The organism is Bosea sp. 685, assembly GCF_031884435.1.
In the GTDB taxonomy this organism is placed as follows: domain Bacteria; phylum Pseudomonadota; class Alphaproteobacteria; order Rhizobiales; family Beijerinckiaceae; genus Allobosea.
Window position 1 is genome coordinate 4,133,244 of record NZ_CP134779.1, and the last position, 13,813, is coordinate 4,147,056.

Annotated in this window: 13 protein-coding genes; 6 read left to right on the plus strand and 7 right to left on the minus strand. The window is 65.6% G+C overall.

The annotated features are described in order from the left end of the window. Window positions 1-85: 85 nt before the first annotated feature. Genes phnN through RMR04_RS20550 form a run of 3 tightly spaced genes read right to left on the minus strand, consistent with a single transcriptional unit; the run spans window position 86 to window position 3,530 of the window. On the minus strand, window positions 86-2,137 hold the full coding sequence (gene phnN / locus RMR04_RS20540; RefSeq protein WP_311910213.1) for a phosphonate metabolism protein/1,5-bisphosphokinase (PRPP-forming) PhnN: 2,052 nt from the start codon (window positions 2,135-2,137) through the stop codon (window positions 86-88). Between the two features lie 22 nt (window positions 2,138-2,159). Further along, window positions 2,160-2,996 (minus strand): carboxylating nicotinate-nucleotide diphosphorylase, encoded by an 837-nt coding sequence (gene nadC, locus RMR04_RS20545; RefSeq protein ID WP_311910214.1) that lies wholly within the window; start codon window positions 2,994-2,996, stop codon window positions 2,160-2,162. Between the two features lie 51 nt (window positions 2,997-3,047). After that, window positions 3,048-3,530 (minus strand): MarR family winged helix-turn-helix transcriptional regulator, encoded by a 483-nt coding sequence (locus tag RMR04_RS20550; RefSeq protein ID WP_311910215.1) that lies wholly within the window; start codon window positions 3,528-3,530, stop codon window positions 3,048-3,050. Window positions 3,531-4,335: 805 nt separating this feature from the next. On the opposite strand from RMR04_RS20550, the gene RMR04_RS20555 reads away from it, so the two are divergent. Together RMR04_RS20555 and RMR04_RS20560 are read left to right on the plus strand one after the other, a co-directional pair. Then, window positions 4,336-4,641, plus strand: coding sequence for a type II toxin-antitoxin system TacA family antitoxin (locus RMR04_RS20555; protein WP_311910216.1), 306 nt, complete (start codon window positions 4,336-4,338; stop codon window positions 4,639-4,641). Continuing rightward, window positions 4,629-5,156 carry a GNAT family N-acetyltransferase gene (locus RMR04_RS20560; protein WP_311910217.1) on the plus strand — a complete coding sequence of 176 codons (528 nt, stop codon included), beginning with the start codon at window positions 4,629-4,631 and terminating at the stop codon, window positions 5,154-5,156. Before RMR04_RS20555 ends, RMR04_RS20560 begins: the two co-directional genes overlap by 13 nt. A gap of 111 nt (window positions 5,157-5,267) precedes the next feature. Here RMR04_RS20560 and RMR04_RS20565 read toward each other — a convergent pair whose 3' ends face one another. Further along, a complete protein-coding gene (locus tag RMR04_RS20565) occupies window positions 5,268-5,819 on the minus strand; it encodes a thermonuclease family protein (RefSeq protein WP_311910218.1) in 552 nt (183 codons plus the stop codon). Window positions 5,820-5,905: 86 nt separating this feature from the next. Between RMR04_RS20565 and RMR04_RS20570 the strand changes: the two genes are divergently transcribed. Beyond that, window positions 5,906-7,423: a sensor histidine kinase gene (locus tag RMR04_RS20570; RefSeq protein WP_311910219.1), complete on the plus strand. Its 1,518-nt coding sequence runs from the start codon at window positions 5,906-5,908 to the stop codon at window positions 7,421-7,423. A gap of 277 nt (window positions 7,424-7,700) precedes the next feature. Here RMR04_RS20570 and ilvD read toward each other — a convergent pair whose 3' ends face one another. Next, window positions 7,701-9,542, minus strand: coding sequence for a dihydroxy-acid dehydratase (gene ilvD, locus RMR04_RS20575; protein ID WP_311910220.1), 1,842 nt, complete (start codon window positions 9,540-9,542; stop codon window positions 7,701-7,703). A 279-nt stretch (window positions 9,543-9,821) separates the two neighbouring features. On the opposite strand from ilvD, the gene RMR04_RS20580 reads away from it, so the two are divergent. Continuing rightward, window positions 9,822-10,703: a LysR substrate-binding domain-containing protein gene (locus RMR04_RS20580; protein ID WP_311910221.1), complete on the plus strand. Its 882-nt coding sequence runs from the start codon at window positions 9,822-9,824 to the stop codon at window positions 10,701-10,703. Here the strand turns inward: RMR04_RS20580 and RMR04_RS20585 are convergent. Both RMR04_RS20585 and cobT read right to left on the minus strand, forming a co-directional pair. Further along, entirely contained in the window at window positions 10,638-11,246 is a 609-nt protein-coding gene (locus tag RMR04_RS20585; RefSeq protein WP_311910222.1) for a hypothetical protein, read from the minus strand. The two genes, RMR04_RS20580 and RMR04_RS20585, sit on opposite strands and share 66 nt — an antisense overlap. A gap of 211 nt (window positions 11,247-11,457) precedes the next feature. Then, on the minus strand, window positions 11,458-12,480 hold the full coding sequence (gene cobT / locus RMR04_RS20590; RefSeq protein WP_311910223.1) for a nicotinate-nucleotide--dimethylbenzimidazole phosphoribosyltransferase: 1,023 nt from the start codon (window positions 12,478-12,480) through the stop codon (window positions 11,458-11,460). Window positions 12,481-12,595: 115 nt separating this feature from the next. On the opposite strand from cobT, the gene RMR04_RS20595 reads away from it, so the two are divergent. Both RMR04_RS20595 and RMR04_RS20600 read left to right on the plus strand, forming a co-directional pair. Next, on the plus strand, window positions 12,596-13,468 hold the full coding sequence (locus tag RMR04_RS20595) for an adenosylcobinamide-GDP ribazoletransferase (RefSeq protein WP_311910224.1): 873 nt from the start codon (window positions 12,596-12,598) through the stop codon (window positions 13,466-13,468). After that, window positions 13,465-13,641 carry a DUF1289 domain-containing protein gene (locus RMR04_RS20600; RefSeq protein WP_311910225.1) on the plus strand — a complete coding sequence of 59 codons (177 nt, stop codon included), beginning with the start codon at window positions 13,465-13,467 and terminating at the stop codon, window positions 13,639-13,641. The genes RMR04_RS20595 and RMR04_RS20600 overlap by 4 nt, the downstream gene beginning before the upstream one ends. Window positions 13,642-13,813: the final 172 nt, after the last annotated feature.

Consider the following 13,813-nt stretch of genomic DNA (forward strand, 5'->3'; position numbering starts at 1 on the left):
TCCGAAAGGGGAGGACGCAGCCGCAGTTGGATAGCCAAGATTCGTGGATAGCGAAAACGCGTGGATAGCCTAGATTCGGCCGTGCTCAGACTGTCTCGAAAACCTCGCTCAGCGTGATGCCCGATCGTCTCGACGACAATTCGACGGCCGCGTCCAGATCGGCCGCTCCCGTCGCGTGAATGGTGTAGAGCGCCCCGCCGGCCGCGACGCGCTGTCCGACCGATGTCGCAAGATCGATGCCTGCCGCCTTGACCGCCGGCGCGCCGGCGCTGCGCGCGACGCCGGCCAGTTGCCAGCCGTCGATGGCGGTGACGCGGCCCGCCTGCGCAGCCCGCACGACATGGGTCAGGGGGCCGGGCTCGATCCGGTCTGTGCGTCCCTGCGCCGCCACGATGCGCTCGAAGCGGTCGCGCGCCGCGCCCGACGCCAGCAGCGCCTCGGCCCGCGCCCGTCCGCGCGTGGTATCGCCGATTGCGGGATCGAAGGACAGGATCTCCGCGGCGAAGGTCAGGGCCTTCTCGCGCAGATCGCTGGGAGCCGCCGGGTCGCAATCCAGCACCAGGCCGACATCGCGCAGCTCCAAAGCGGGCCCGATGCCGCGGCCGATTGCGCTGCTGCCGTCGGTGGCCAGCGCGCGCACCGTGAGGCCGAGCCCGGCGCCGACCAGCTCGAAGACGCGGCAGAGTTCCCGGGCGTCAGTCAGGGTCTTCAGCTTGGCGTTGGGGCCGTAGGGACAATCGACCACGACATGGGTCGATCCCGCGGTCCATTTCTTCGACATGATCGAGGCGACCGACCAGCGGTTGCTGTCGAGGCCGAGCGGCCGCGTGATCGCATTGACCACGTCATCGAGCGCGGAATGGTTGAGCCGGCCGTTCCAGGCGATGCAGGCGCCGGTCTGACGCACGACGCGGGCGACATCGGCAGCATTCAGGTCGACCCGGCAGGCGGCTTCCATCGCATCGGCCGTGCCCGATGCCGAGGTGATGGCGCGCGACGAGGTTTTTGGCATCAGCAGCCCGTGGGCGGCGACGATCGGGACCACGATCAGAGTGATGCGGCTGCCGGGAATACCGCCGAGCGAATGCTTGTCGACGACGATCGGCGCGTCCCAGGCGATCCTGGCCATGAAGCGGCAGCGCGCCTGGGCGACGGCGACGACCTCGGTATCGTCGAGGTTCTGGATCGTCTTGACCAGGAAGGCCGAAACCTCGCTCTCGGGGTAGCGATCCTCGACGATGTCGCGAAACAGCGTCTCGTATTCATCGGCGCAGAGGCGCCCGCCATCGATCTTGCGGCAGAGCAGCGCGCGGCTGCCGGGTGTCGGCGTGCGCCTGATCGACACCCTATGGCCCTCGGGCAGCGACAGCGTATCAAAGGCCTCGGCCGAGAGGCCGATCTCGTCATCGCCGAGAAGCGTCGCCGGCTCGACCATGCTGACCGCGGCCCGCACGCTACGCCCGGCCGCCATGAGCTCGATGCGCCCGCTGCCCGCATAGGTCGCGGCCGGCACCGCGCTGCTGTCTTGCGGCAAGAACGCCATGTTGGCGCGCCCCGCATGGATCGGCATGCGCCGCAGTGCCATGCGCGCGGCGGCGGTCTCGATCACTGCGACAAGTTGCTCGATCCCGGCCTCGACGCTCGTATCATTGGCGACCGTCAGGACCTCGATCCCCTCCGGCAGTGGATCGGGGCTGCGGTCGAGGCGTCGGTCGATCTCGGCTGCGCTCTCGCGGCCACGCGCAAGGATGCGCTCCCGCAGCCTGGCGCGTGGCGCCGTGATCTCGACGACGACGAGGCGCGGCACGATGTCCTTGAGCCCCGCCAAGGCCCCCCGCGAGCCATTGGCGACGACATGGCGCCCGGCCTCCAGCTCGGCGCGCAGCTGGATCGGCAGCCCATAGCTCAGCCCATGCGCCTGCCAGCGGTGCAGGAAGCCGCCGGCTGCGACACGGCGTTCGAACTCTTCGGCAGAGACGGGCTCGTGATCCTCACCCGGCCCTTCCGCGCGCGTGATGGCCCGCCGGCAGGCGACATAGCGGCCCGACGCTGCAAGGGTGGTCATCGCGCCGGCGATCAGCGTGTCCTTTCCGACACCGCTCGCACCAACAATGACGAAGAGAATGCCGGGTTTCATCGGGTTTCGTCCGCCGGCCTCGTCAGCGCGGCTCGTCGAGACCGATATCGACCGCCGGCGCCGATTGCAGCGGCCGGCTCGTCGAGACGTAGTCGACGCCGGTCTCGGCGATCGCTGCGATCGTATCGAGCCTGATCCCGCCCGAGGCCTCCAGCGCCGCCCGGCCAGCGACGAAGAGAACGGCTTCGCGCATCGCCGGGATCGCCATATTGTCGAGCATGATCACATCGGCGCCTGCCGCCAACGCCTCGCGGACCTGCTCCATCCGGTCGCATTCGACCTCGATCTTGGTCAGTGCCGGAACCTTCAGCTTCGCCCGGCGAACCGCCTCGGTGATGCTGCCGCAGACCGCGATGTGGTTGTCCTTGAGCATCACGCCATTATCGAGGCCGAGCCGGTGATTGAGCGCGCCGCCGCAGGCGGAGGCATGCTTCTCCAGCATCCGCAGGCCCGGCGTCGTCTTGCGGGTATCGAGCAGTCGCGCCTTGGTGTGGGCGATGGCGGCGGCATATTTCGCGGTCTCGGTGGCGATGCCCGACAGGCGCTGGACGATGTTGAGCGCCACGCGCTCGGCGGTGAGCAGGGCCTGGGCCGGCCCGCTGACGATCATCAGCACCGCGCCCTTGTCGACGGCTTGTCCGTCCTCGACCTTCAGCTCCACCTGGCAGGACGGCTCGTAGCGCGTGAAGACGGCGGCGGCGACCTCGATGCCGGCGACCGTGATCGGCTCGCGCGCATTCATGTGAAAGGTGGCGCGGGCCTTCGGATCGATCATCAGCTGGGCAGTCAGGTCGAAGAAGCCGATGTCCTCCGCCAGCCAGAGGTCGATCATGCGAAGTGCGGAGAAGCGGTCATACATGCGTCTTGCCTCACGATGATGCGAACGGGTTGGATGCGAACGGGTTGCGTATCAGAACATTTTCCGGAGAACGAAGATCGCCGCCGCCTGCTCGGCGGGATTGAGCTCCGCCAGGGTGCGTTGCGTGATGTCGCGCGCACGGGGGATCATCTCATCGAGTAAAGCCCGCCCCGCCGGCGTGATCGCGACCAGGACCTTGCGGGCGTCCTGGCGGTCCTTATCGAGGGTGATGCAGCCGCGCGCATGCAGGCGCTCGAGAATGCCGCGGATCGTGCCCTGGTCGATCGCGGTGGCGGCGATGAGATCCTTCTGGGAGGCCTGGCCCTGGCGCTCGAGGGCGCACAAGGTCGCAAACTGGACCGCGGTCATCTGCGCGTCGCCGATATGCTCCTGGAAGATCGCGAGATGTCGGTGATAGGCGCGCCGCAGCAGGTAGCCGATCTGCTCGGTGACGTCGTAAGGCTCAGGCAGCGTAGCGCGGGCCGCGCTTTCGGCGGCTTCATGCACCGGTCCCGACTGTCCTGACGCGAGCATGCGAGTCCTTCCGCTGGGGGGAGACACAGGCGCTTTTGAAGTCTTCGATTTATAGAGTGCACACTATTCCGCGGGGAGCGTCAATAGCGCTTCGCAGCTGAGATGCCGTCTCATATGGCAAAAATAATCCAAAAAATAGGCGACATGAACCAATGCGGAGATTCCGCGCCGCAGGCTGTCGACCAGAAAGAAGAGTGTACCCTGCTTATAGGGGGAAGTCCGACTCTCTCTATGTCGCCTCGGCGTCGGTGCACGGCGATCGTCGCCGGGCCTATTGAGTCCTGTGCAGTCTTTGGATCCGAGGTGGGCTTGGGAGAGGTCGATCGCGAGAAGGGAAAGACGATGCGCGACTCGCTCAAGACCATCCAGGCCGTCATTGCAAGCGTGAGCCGAAGCAGTCCAGGGGACATAGAGCTCTGCCACCCCTGGATTGCTTCGTCGCTTTGCTCCTCGCAATGACGGTGCAGTTCAGGCTGGAATCACCCCCCTAGGGTAACTGTGCTCAATCACTGATCGGTGCCTTATGCCCGAATGATTGGAGTTGAAGTCCCGTGGAGCGGAGTTCCGCTGCATCGCTGATGCTCAGCAGATTGTCACAACGCCAAATCCACGATCATGACCGATCGTGGTCAGCATTTCGTCCGTGCCCAGATTGCTGCGTGTTGGCACTGCAATGCGCATGCGACGTTATCTGTGTTGACGATGTAGATACAAATATGGCTTATCAACGATGTGTTGACCGATTGGCAGATCGATCAACCCGCGCAGCCAAGCGCGATCAACCCGGAGAGAATGGAACCTGACAATGCCACCCGCCGCAGTTGTCGTGAAGCGACCGGCATCGGAGACGAAGACGACAACGATAAATCTGAGAGTACCCCGGCAGACACGAGATCTCATCGATACCGCTGCAAATGTCGTCGGGAAAACGCGTACGGAGTTCATGCTGGAGAGTGCGAAGCAGCACGCGATCGATGTCCTGATCGATCAGAAGCTGTTCTCTCTGAATGAGGCGCAGTTCGAAGCGTTTATGGATGTCCTCGACAATCCGCCGCCGCCTAGCTCACGACTGAAGAGACTGTTCGCAGAGAAATCTCCATGGGAGACGTAACGGACATATCGACGAAGCTCGGGGGCGGTCTTTCGCCCCCGAGCCCCATCACCTCTCATCACGATCTGAGCCGGTTCGCCTGCGGCCACAATGCCCTCGACGATTGGTTGAAGGCTCGCGCTGTGAAAAGCGAAGGGCAAACCAGCCGCACATATGTCTGCGCCGAGCGCAATCTCGTCGTGGGTTACTACTGCATTTCGAGTGCCTCTGTCAGATTGGATGCAGCCCCTGGAAAGCTGCGGAGAAATAGCCCAGATCCCGTGCCGATGATCGTGCTTGGTCGCTTGGCGGTGTGCAAATCTCACGAGCGACAGGGTATTGGTGCTGGCCTTCTGAAGGACGCTCTTCTTCGGGCAATCCAAACGTCCAAAATCATCGGCGTGCGAGGCGTCCTCGTGCACGCTATCGATGATAGTGCCGCGGCCTTCTACAAGCGTTTCGACTTTGTTGGGTTCCCTGCGGAGAGCAGGACGATGTTCATACCGATTGAGACTGCTATTAGGGCGCTCGGCTGAAACACAGCAAAGTTCAACGAAATCTCATAAGGCTGTAGCAGAGCGTTGCTACAGCCTTGTTTTTTCGCATTTTCTTCACGCGAACTGGTGTCCACTTCGCTCAAAAATGCTCTACTGCGGATGCTCCCGCCGCCAGGTCTCGGGCCGCTCGAAGTCGAGCGCCCAGAGACCGCGCCCGGCCGCCCTCGCCTGCTCTTCCTCGTTGCGATAGCCGCCATAGGCGACAGCCTGGCCCTGCCGCACCAGCTCGGCATTGATGTCGATCTCGCCGACGCGGCAATGGGCGAGGCCGCGGCCATAGCGATCGAGCTTGCTGATCTCGCAGGTGACGAGGCCACGCTCCAACAAATCGGCCAAGGCGCGGCGTGCGCTGCGTCCGCAATCGACCGGCCTGCCGGCCTTGGTCGTGCAGCTCTGGCGATATTCGGGCGCATCCAGCCCTTCCAGGCGCAATTCCTCGCCGTTCAGCCGCAGCGAATCGCCGTCGATCGCCTGCGCCGCGCCGGTCAGCATGCGCGCAGGGCCGAGCCGATATTGCAGAACTGCGCCCGCTATCGCCAATAAACCAAGGATTCCAAAGGCGACCACGAAGTCGACCAGCCGGCTGACGCGCCGCCAGCCGAAGGGGCCTGACCTGAAACGACCGAATCCGAAGCGCGCCATCAGGAAGAGCTTAACGATTTACCGACCATGATGGCGAGCCGGCCCCGCATCCTGCGCTGCCGGGTGAGGAATTTTTAGCTTCGATCATGGCGGAAGTCACGGCTGAACAGGTGCAACGCGGGCGAGGACCCGACCCGACCGCATTGGCGCGCCGCAAGCTCGTCACGCGCGAGGTCAAGTCGGTGCGCGAGCGGCTGACCTCCTCGACCGGGCTCGAGCGCGCCTTCGACTACGAATTGCTGCGGCTGTTCGCGCAATACCGCATGAACGGCACGGCCGGCACGCTGGTGCTCGCGCTTTGCATCGCCGCGGCGGCCTGCCTGTGGACACCGGTCTCCAGGGTCGCGCCCTGGGTCGGCGCCGTCATCCTCAGCTCCCTGGTGATCGTGATCCTGTGCCGGCGTTTCCTCGCGCAGGAGACCGGCGATGTCCGGATCAGGCTGTGGCGCCGTCTCTTCGCCCTGGCGGAAGGGGTCCATGGCTTCACCTGGTCCCTGATCCTGTTGCTGTTCGCGCAGAGCAGCGCGCCGGGCGCCAAGGTCTTCGTCACCACGACCCTGCTGATCGTCAGCGCGTTGACCGTGATGCTGTCGGCCTCGATCCCGATCGCGGTCTATGCCGGATTGCTCCCGATCACCGTCGGCATCGGCCTGTTCTTCTGGGGCCGCAACGATATCGACAGCGTGACGATGGCGCTGATGGCGGCTTCCGCCCAGTTCTTCTTCATCTTCCTGGCCAACAGGCTCTATGCCAGCTCGGTCTCGACCATCGAATTCCGTGCCGAAAAGGACGCGCTGATCGCGGAGCTGGAAACCGCGACCGCCAATTCCGACGAGGCCAGGCGCAAGGCGGAGGAAGCCAACCTCGCCAAATCGCGCTTCCTCGCGACGATGAGCCACGAGTTGCGCACGCCGCTCAACGCGATCCTGGGCTTCTCGGAGGTGATGAAGAACGAGGTTTTCGGCGGGCACGCCAACGCCGCCTACAAGGAGTATTCCGCCGACATCCACGGCTCGGGCCAGCATCTGCTCGAACTGATCAACGAGATCCTCGATCTCTCGCGCATCGAGGCCGGCAAATACGAGCTGAACGAGGAGGCGCTCTCGCTCGCCGCCATCGCCGATGATTGCAGCCACATGCTGAACCTGCGCGCCAAGGCCAAGGGCCAGACGATCCGCGAGGCGATCGAGCCCCATCTGCCCAAGGTCTGGGCCGATGAGCGGGCGATCCGGCAGGTGGTCCTGAACATCCTCTCCAACGCGATCAAGTTCACCCCGCAGGGCGGCGAGATCTCGATCAAGGTCGGCTGGACCGCCAATGGCGGGCAATATGTCTCGATCACCGATACGGGACCGGGCATCCCGGAGGATGAAATCCCGATCGTGCTGCAGACCTTCGGGCGCGGCTCGCTGGCGATCAAGACGGCCGAGCAGGGCTCAGGCCTCGGCCTGCCGATCGTGAAGGGGCTGGTCGACCTGCATGGCGGCGGCTTCCACCTGAAATCGAAGCCGCGCGCCGGAACCGAGGTGACGATCACACTCCCGGCCGAGCGGGTGATGGATACGCTGGCGGCCCTGCCGGAACCGACGACGCGGGCGGCCTGAAGCGGCTGCCCTGAAATAAACCGAGCGATATCGGGGCTTCCGATCGCTCGACATCCCCACGCCGTCATTCCGGACAAGCCGCGCCAGCGGCGCCGATCCGGAATCCATCGGAAGCCACCGGAGCTCTACGATGGATTCCGGGTCTCCGCTTCGCTGCGCCCGGAATGACGCAGCGGAGGTGGTCAGGGCAGAGCCATTGAAATCTTTGGCTTCATCCGGGCCAGCCTCTGAAGAGGCGAATGGCGAGAGTGCTGTCCCTCGCCATTCCGCACTGCGTTCAATCCACGACCCGGACTGCGCCCTTGGCGGCGCTCGTCGTCATCGCGGCATAGGCCTTGAGCGCGGTGGTGATCTTGCGCTTGCGCGGCGCGGCGGGCTTCCAGGCGTCCTTGCCCTTAGCCTCCATCGCGGCACGCCGGCGCGCCAGCTCCTCCTGCGAGACCTGCAGGCTGATGCCGCGATTGGGGATATCGATGGCGATGATGTCGCCATTCTCGACCAGACCGATCGCGCCCCCTTCCGCCGCTTCAGGCGAGACATGGCCGATCGAGAGGCCCGACGAGCCGCCCGAGAAACGCCCATCGGTGACCAGCGCGCAGGCCTTGCCGAGCCCCTTCGATTTCAGATAGCTCGTCGGATAGAGCATTTCCTGCATGCCCGGCCCGCCGCGCGGCCCCTCATAGCGAATGACGACGACGTCACCTTCCCTAACCTTGCGGTTGAGGATGCCCTCGACGGCAGCGTCCTGGCTCTCGAAGATCACCGCCGGCCCGGAGAAGCTCAGGATCGAGGCGTCGACACCGGCCGTCTTCACGATGCAACCGTCGAGCGCGATGTTCCCGGAGAGCACGGCGAGGCCACCATCCCTGGAATGGGCATGGTCCTTGTCGCGGATGACGCCGCCGGCACGATCGAGATCGAGCTCCTCGAAGCGGCGCTCCTGGCTGAAGGCGACCTGGGTCGGCACGCCGCCAGGCGCTGCGCTGTAGAAGCTCTTCACCGCCTCGCTCTGTGTCCGCGTGATGTCCCAGCGCGACAGCGCTTCCGCCATGGTCGCCGCATGGACGGTTGGCAGCAAGGTGTCGATCAGCCCGGCGCGCTCGAGCTCGCCGAGGATCGCCATGATGCCGCCGGCGCGGTGGACATCCTCCATATGGACGTTGGCGACCGAAGGCGCGACCTTGCACAGCACCGGCACGCGCCGCGACAACCGGTCGATATCGGCCATGGTGAAAGCGATCTCGGCCTCATGGGCGGCGGCGAGCAGATGCAGCACCGTATTGGTCGAGCCGCCCATGGCGATGTCGAGCGTCATCGCGTTCTCGAAGGCCTTGAAGCTCGCGACATTGCGCGGCAGCACGCTCGCATCGTCCTGCTCGTACCAGCGCTTGGCGATGTCGACGATCAGGTGTCCGGCCTCGACGAAGAGACGCTTGCGGTCGGCATGGGTCGCCAGCACCGAGCCATTGCCCGGCAGCGCCAGCCCCAGCGCCTCGGTGAGGCAGTTCATCGAATTGGCGGTGAACATGCCCGAGCAGGAGCCGCAGGTCGGGCAGGCGGAGCGCTCGATCACATCGACTTCGGCATCGGAATATTTGCTGTCGGCGGCGGCGACCATCGCATCGACGAGGTCGACCTTCTTGAGCACGCCCTCGGCGATATACTTGCCCGCTTCCATCGGCCCGCCGGAGACGAAGACGGCGGGGATGTTGAGCCGCATCGCCGCCATCAGCATGCCGGGCGTGATCTTGTCGCAATTCGAGATGCAGACCATCGCGTCGGCGCAATGGGCGTTGACCATGTACTCGACGCTGTCGGCGATGATCTCGCGCGAGGGCAGGCTGTAGAGCATGCCGTCATGGCCCATGGCGATGCCGTCATCGACCGCGATGGTGTTGAACTCCTTGGCGACGCCGCCGGCCTTTTCGATCTCGCGGGCAACGAGCTGGCCGAGATCCTTGAGATGGACATGGCCCGGCACGAACTGGGTGAAGGAGTTGACCACGGCGATGATCGGCTTGCCGAAATCGCTGTCCTTCATGCCCGTGGCGCGCCACAGGCCGCGCGCGCCGGCCATGTTGCGGCCCTTGGTGGTGGTGTCGGATCTCAGCTTCGGCATGATTCACCCTCTCCGCCCGGGAGACTGGACGTCAAAACAATCGCCGGCACGCTAATGGCTGCTGCATCTGCAGCAAAATTGAATTCTTCGATTTCCAGGATCGACGCTGCCGATCGCAAGTCGCTATCGCAGCGAGAGCGTTTTCGAGCGAAGTGGATACCGGTTCGCGTGAAGAAAACGCGTTTAAGCAAATTGCTCTAGCTGGAGACGGCCCGCCGGAGTTGGCATAACGGGGCAAGGCCGGCGATTTCGACGGCAGGCGCGTCGGGAAGACACCGCATGATCCGCAACATCGACATCGACCTGATGCGCTGCCTGGTGACCATCGCCGAGAAGGGCAGTTTTACGCGCGCCGCGGCAGCGCTGTTCCGCAGCCAGTCGACGATCAGCTCGCAGGTGCGCCGGCTGGAGGAGCTGGTCGGCCACACCTTGCTGCAGCGCTCGCCCCATGAGGTGGCGCTGACGCGCGCCGGCGAGGATTTCCTGGGCTATGCGCGCCGCATCGTGGCCTTGCATGACGAGGCGCTCGACGTCGCCGATGCGCAGAGCGTGAGCGGACCGGTGCGGCTGGCGGTGATGGACGACTACGCCACGATCGTGCTGCCGGAGACGCTCGCCCGCTTCGTGCGCTCCCATCCCGATGTCGAGCTCGAGGTCACGACCGGCTTCACCCGCGATCTGCTGACCAGGCTCGGCGAAGAGTTCGACCTCGTACTCACCACCCAAAAGCAGGGCGACGGGCGCGGCGAGGTGCTGCGCAGCGAACGCACGCTCTGGGCCTGCTCGGATCGGCATGGTCTGTCATTGGAACAACCCCTCAAGCTTGCCCTGCTCAGCGCGCCCAACATGTACCGGGAATGGGGGCTCGCCGCCTTGAACGCGGCAGGACTGAGCTGGCGCATCCTGTTCAGCAGTTCCAGCATCGGCGCAGTCGAGGCCATGGCGGCATCGGGCGCCGCCGTGACCATCGTCAAGGCCGGCACGGCGCGACCGGGCTTGCGACTGCTCGACGCGAGCGACGGCTTGCCGGCCCTGCCGGCCTCCGAGATCGCGCTGCACATGGCGCCCGGCCGCGCCAGCCCCGCCATGCGGGCGCTATGCGACTTCCTGCGGCAGGCGCTGACGCAAAGCAGCGACGAGAGCAGCCAGGGCGAAGCCTGACGACGCCTCAGGCTCCGCCGTCTTCCTGGCGCTCATTGAGAGCAGGTAAAACACCGAAACGTCCCATCGGAGACGAACGTCCCCGTCAGCGGCCGCTTCGCACGAAAGCGCTGCCGTTCCAGGACAGACGTCGCCGGCAGGTTTCGGCGCCCACTCGTCCGCACGCACTGCCATGGAGTGCCAGCTCGAGCACACTGCGCCCCCCGCCTGCGACAAATCACGGACGGTGTCGGCGAATACTCGCCGATAACCCGTTCCTTCCGAGAGGAAGATCATCACCGTGCACCCACCGGACCCGCACTCGGACGAGAGGGTACCGGGGCAATCAACCGCGCCGAAATCCAGGACGTAGTCCGGTTTTCCGTCTCCGTTGAACTCCGCTGTTCGCAGGAAACCGGGCTTGAAGATTACAGGCTTGCTGCACTCCTGCCGGATTTCCTCCTGCACGCGCGTAACGACTGCCGGAGTTTGGGCCACCGCATGGGCGATTGTCGCCATGGTGATGACAGCCATTGTGGTCGGCGTCACAAGCCATTTCATCATCGCTCGACAATCTCCTGAAGACGTGAAAATTCTCGACCTGGCAAGAATCTCAGCAACTCGGCCACGTTGTCCTAAAGACGCTTATCAATGATCTTTCTTGTCACCAAGCATCTCACGTCGATCATCGCTGTCTCTCCGTGATTGCCGCAGTTGCGCGATGATGAGATTGTTTTCGGCTGCGGACAAGGGCCGGCGCCCCCGCCTTATGCCGTCAGGCCCCCTTCCCCGCCACACCAGCCTGAGCGAAGGTCGCCATGCCGGAATGGATCGCGGCGGCGGCCTTGACCAGCGAGGCGGCAAGTGCCGCCCCCGTGCCCTCGCCCAGCCGCATGTCGAGCGCCAGCAGCGGCTGCTTGCCGAGCCGGGCCAGGACCTGCGCATGCGCGCCCTCGGCCGAGAGATGGCCGGCGAGGCAATGGTCGATCGATGACGGCTCCAGCGCGTGCAGGATCGCGGCGGCGGCGGTGACGACATAGCCGTCGAGAATGACCGGGATGCGCTGCGAGCGCGCGGCGATGATGGCGCCGCAGATCGCCGCGATCTCGCGCCCGCCGAAGCGGCGCAGGACCTCGAGCGGGTCGCCGAGATGGGCCGCGTGCAGGGCAAGCCCCGCCTCGACGGCAGCGACCTTGCGCTTCAGCCCCGCATCATCGACGCCGGTGCCGCGGCCGCACCACATCGCCGCATCGCCACCATAGAGCGCGGCGTAGATCGCGGCGGCCGAGGTGGTGTTGCCGATGCCCATCTCGCCGAGGCAAAGCAGATCAGCCCCGCCCGCCAGCGCCTCCATGCCGAAAGCCATGGTGGCGACGCAGGCGCGCTCGTCGAGCGCGTCGCCTTGCGTGAAATCGCCGGTCGGCAGGTCGAGCGCCAGGTCGAAGACCTTGAAGCCGATATCGAAGGCCGCGCAGATCTGGTTGATCGCCGCGCCGCCGGCAGCGAAATTCTCCAGCATCTGGCGCGTGACCGCCTGCGGAAAGGCGGAGACGCCTTGCGCCACGACGCCGTGATTGCCGGCGAAGACGCAGACCAGCGGCCGGTCGACGCGCGGAATCGGCTTGGCCTGCCAGGCGGCGAGCCATTCGGCGATCTCCTCCATGCGGCCGAGGCTGCCGGCCGGCTTGGTCAATTCCTTGTCGCGGGCGCGCACCGCATTGGCCGCGACCATGTCGGGGCCGGGCATGGCGGCGATGAGCTCGCGGATATCGTCGAAGGGCAAGCCGGAAGCGGGCATGGGCGTCTCGTCGGGCGATGCGGAGATGGGCACCGGGCGCTTCGCCATGGCGGCCGGCTCGCCGCTGCTGCTATAGGCTCGCAGGCGTGAAGACAATCGAGGACGACCAGACAGCATGAGCGAGACGCGGGCCGAGAGCGCAAATGCGCCCCCAGACGAGCCGTCATTTCAAGACGAGCCGACTTGGCCGGGCTGGCTGGCGGCGACCGCGATCTGCGTGCGCTTCTATTCGCGGCTGCCGTTTCCGCGCCTGGCGCGCGAGGGCGAGGTCCACGCCATGCCGGATTTCCGGCTGGTGCCGCGCGCCCTGCCCTTGGCCGCCCTCCTCATCGCGCTGCCCGCCGCGCTGATCCTGCTGGGCGCGGGCCTTGCCGGCATCAACCCGACGCTGTCAGCCGCACTCGCCGTCACTGCGCTCGTGCTCACCACCGGCGCCTTCCATGAAGACGGTCTCGCCGACGCAGCCGACGGGCTGTTCGGCGGACATAGCCCGGAGCGGCGCCTGGAGATCATGAAGGACAGCCGCGTCGGCACTTTTGGGGCGATGGCGCTGGGATTGTCGCTGCTGCTGCGGGTCACCGCGCTCGCCGCGATCCTGGCGGCGGCGGGCCCTTGGGCTGCGGCCGGCGCCGTCCTTATCGCCGCGCCCTGGTCGCGGGCTGAGGGCATCTATCTGCTCGCGACCGAGAAACCGGCGCGTACGGAGGGCGCATCGGTGGCGGTCGGTCGGCCGACGGGGCGCACGGCCTTGATCGCATTTTGCCTGTCGGCTGCCTTTGCGATCATTCTCGACACCTCATTCGCCCTGCCACCCTTCGGCTTGGTGCTCGGCTGGTTCCTGAGCTTCGGCACCGGGGCGATACTCAAGCGGCTCTGCCGCCGCCTGATCGGCGGGCAGACCGGCGACATCGTCGGCGCGATGCAGCAGCTCTCCGAAATCGCGATCTATCTCGGCTTCGCGCTCATGCTGGGCGCGGCCAAGCCGTGACGGCGGCATCCAGTCCCTGCATCAAGGTCTGCGTGATCGACCCTGCCAGCAAGCTCTGCCAGGGCTGCGGCCGGACGCTCCGAGAAATCGCGCAATGGGCCGGCATGAGCGAGGCGCAGCGGATGGCGGTAATGGCGCTGCTGCCGGAGCGCATGCGGGCGCAGCGGGGCTGACCGCTCAGTCCTGTGCAGCGGCGCTACCAGAGCGGGATGAATTGCTCGGGACACACCGCCGTCATTCCGGGGCGGTCCGCAGGATCGAGCCCGGAACCCAGAACCGATGCAGCGGCCTGAGAAGGCACGGGGAGCAGGCTCGCTTCACGACGACACGCATCGGTTCTGGGTT

What these genes read in the sequence shown, in the direction of transcription:
- phnN (WP_311910213.1), bottom strand. Translation starts at nt 2,137, where the DNA reads ATGAAACCCGGCATTCTCTTCGTCATTGTTGGTGCGAGCGGTGTCGGA.
- nadC (WP_311910214.1), bottom strand. Translation starts at nt 2,996, where the DNA reads ATGTATGACCGCTTCTCCGCACTTCGCATGATCGACCTCTGGCTGGCG.
- RMR04_RS20550 (WP_311910215.1), bottom strand. Translation starts at nt 3,530, where the DNA reads ATGCTCGCGTCAGGACAGTCGGGACCGGTGCATGAAGCCGCCGAAAGC.
- RMR04_RS20555 (WP_311910216.1), top strand. Translation starts at nt 4,336, where the DNA reads ATGCCACCCGCCGCAGTTGTCGTGAAGCGACCGGCATCGGAGACGAAG.
- RMR04_RS20560 (WP_311910217.1), top strand. Translation starts at nt 4,629, where the DNA reads ATGGGAGACGTAACGGACATATCGACGAAGCTCGGGGGCGGTCTTTCG.
- RMR04_RS20565 (WP_311910218.1), bottom strand. Translation starts at nt 5,819, where the DNA reads ATGGCGCGCTTCGGATTCGGTCGTTTCAGGTCAGGCCCCTTCGGCTGG.
- RMR04_RS20570 (WP_311910219.1), top strand. Translation starts at nt 5,906, where the DNA reads ATGGCGGAAGTCACGGCTGAACAGGTGCAACGCGGGCGAGGACCCGAC.
- ilvD (WP_311910220.1), bottom strand. Translation starts at nt 9,542, where the DNA reads ATGCCGAAGCTGAGATCCGACACCACCACCAAGGGCCGCAACATGGCC.
- RMR04_RS20580 (WP_311910221.1), top strand. Translation starts at nt 9,822, where the DNA reads ATGATCCGCAACATCGACATCGACCTGATGCGCTGCCTGGTGACCATC.
- RMR04_RS20585 (WP_311910222.1), bottom strand. Translation starts at nt 11,246, where the DNA reads ATGATGAAATGGCTTGTGACGCCGACCACAATGGCTGTCATCACCATG.
- cobT (WP_311910223.1), bottom strand. Translation starts at nt 12,480, where the DNA reads ATGCCCGCTTCCGGCTTGCCCTTCGACGATATCCGCGAGCTCATCGCC.
- RMR04_RS20595 (WP_311910224.1), top strand. Translation starts at nt 12,596, where the DNA reads ATGAGCGAGACGCGGGCCGAGAGCGCAAATGCGCCCCCAGACGAGCCG.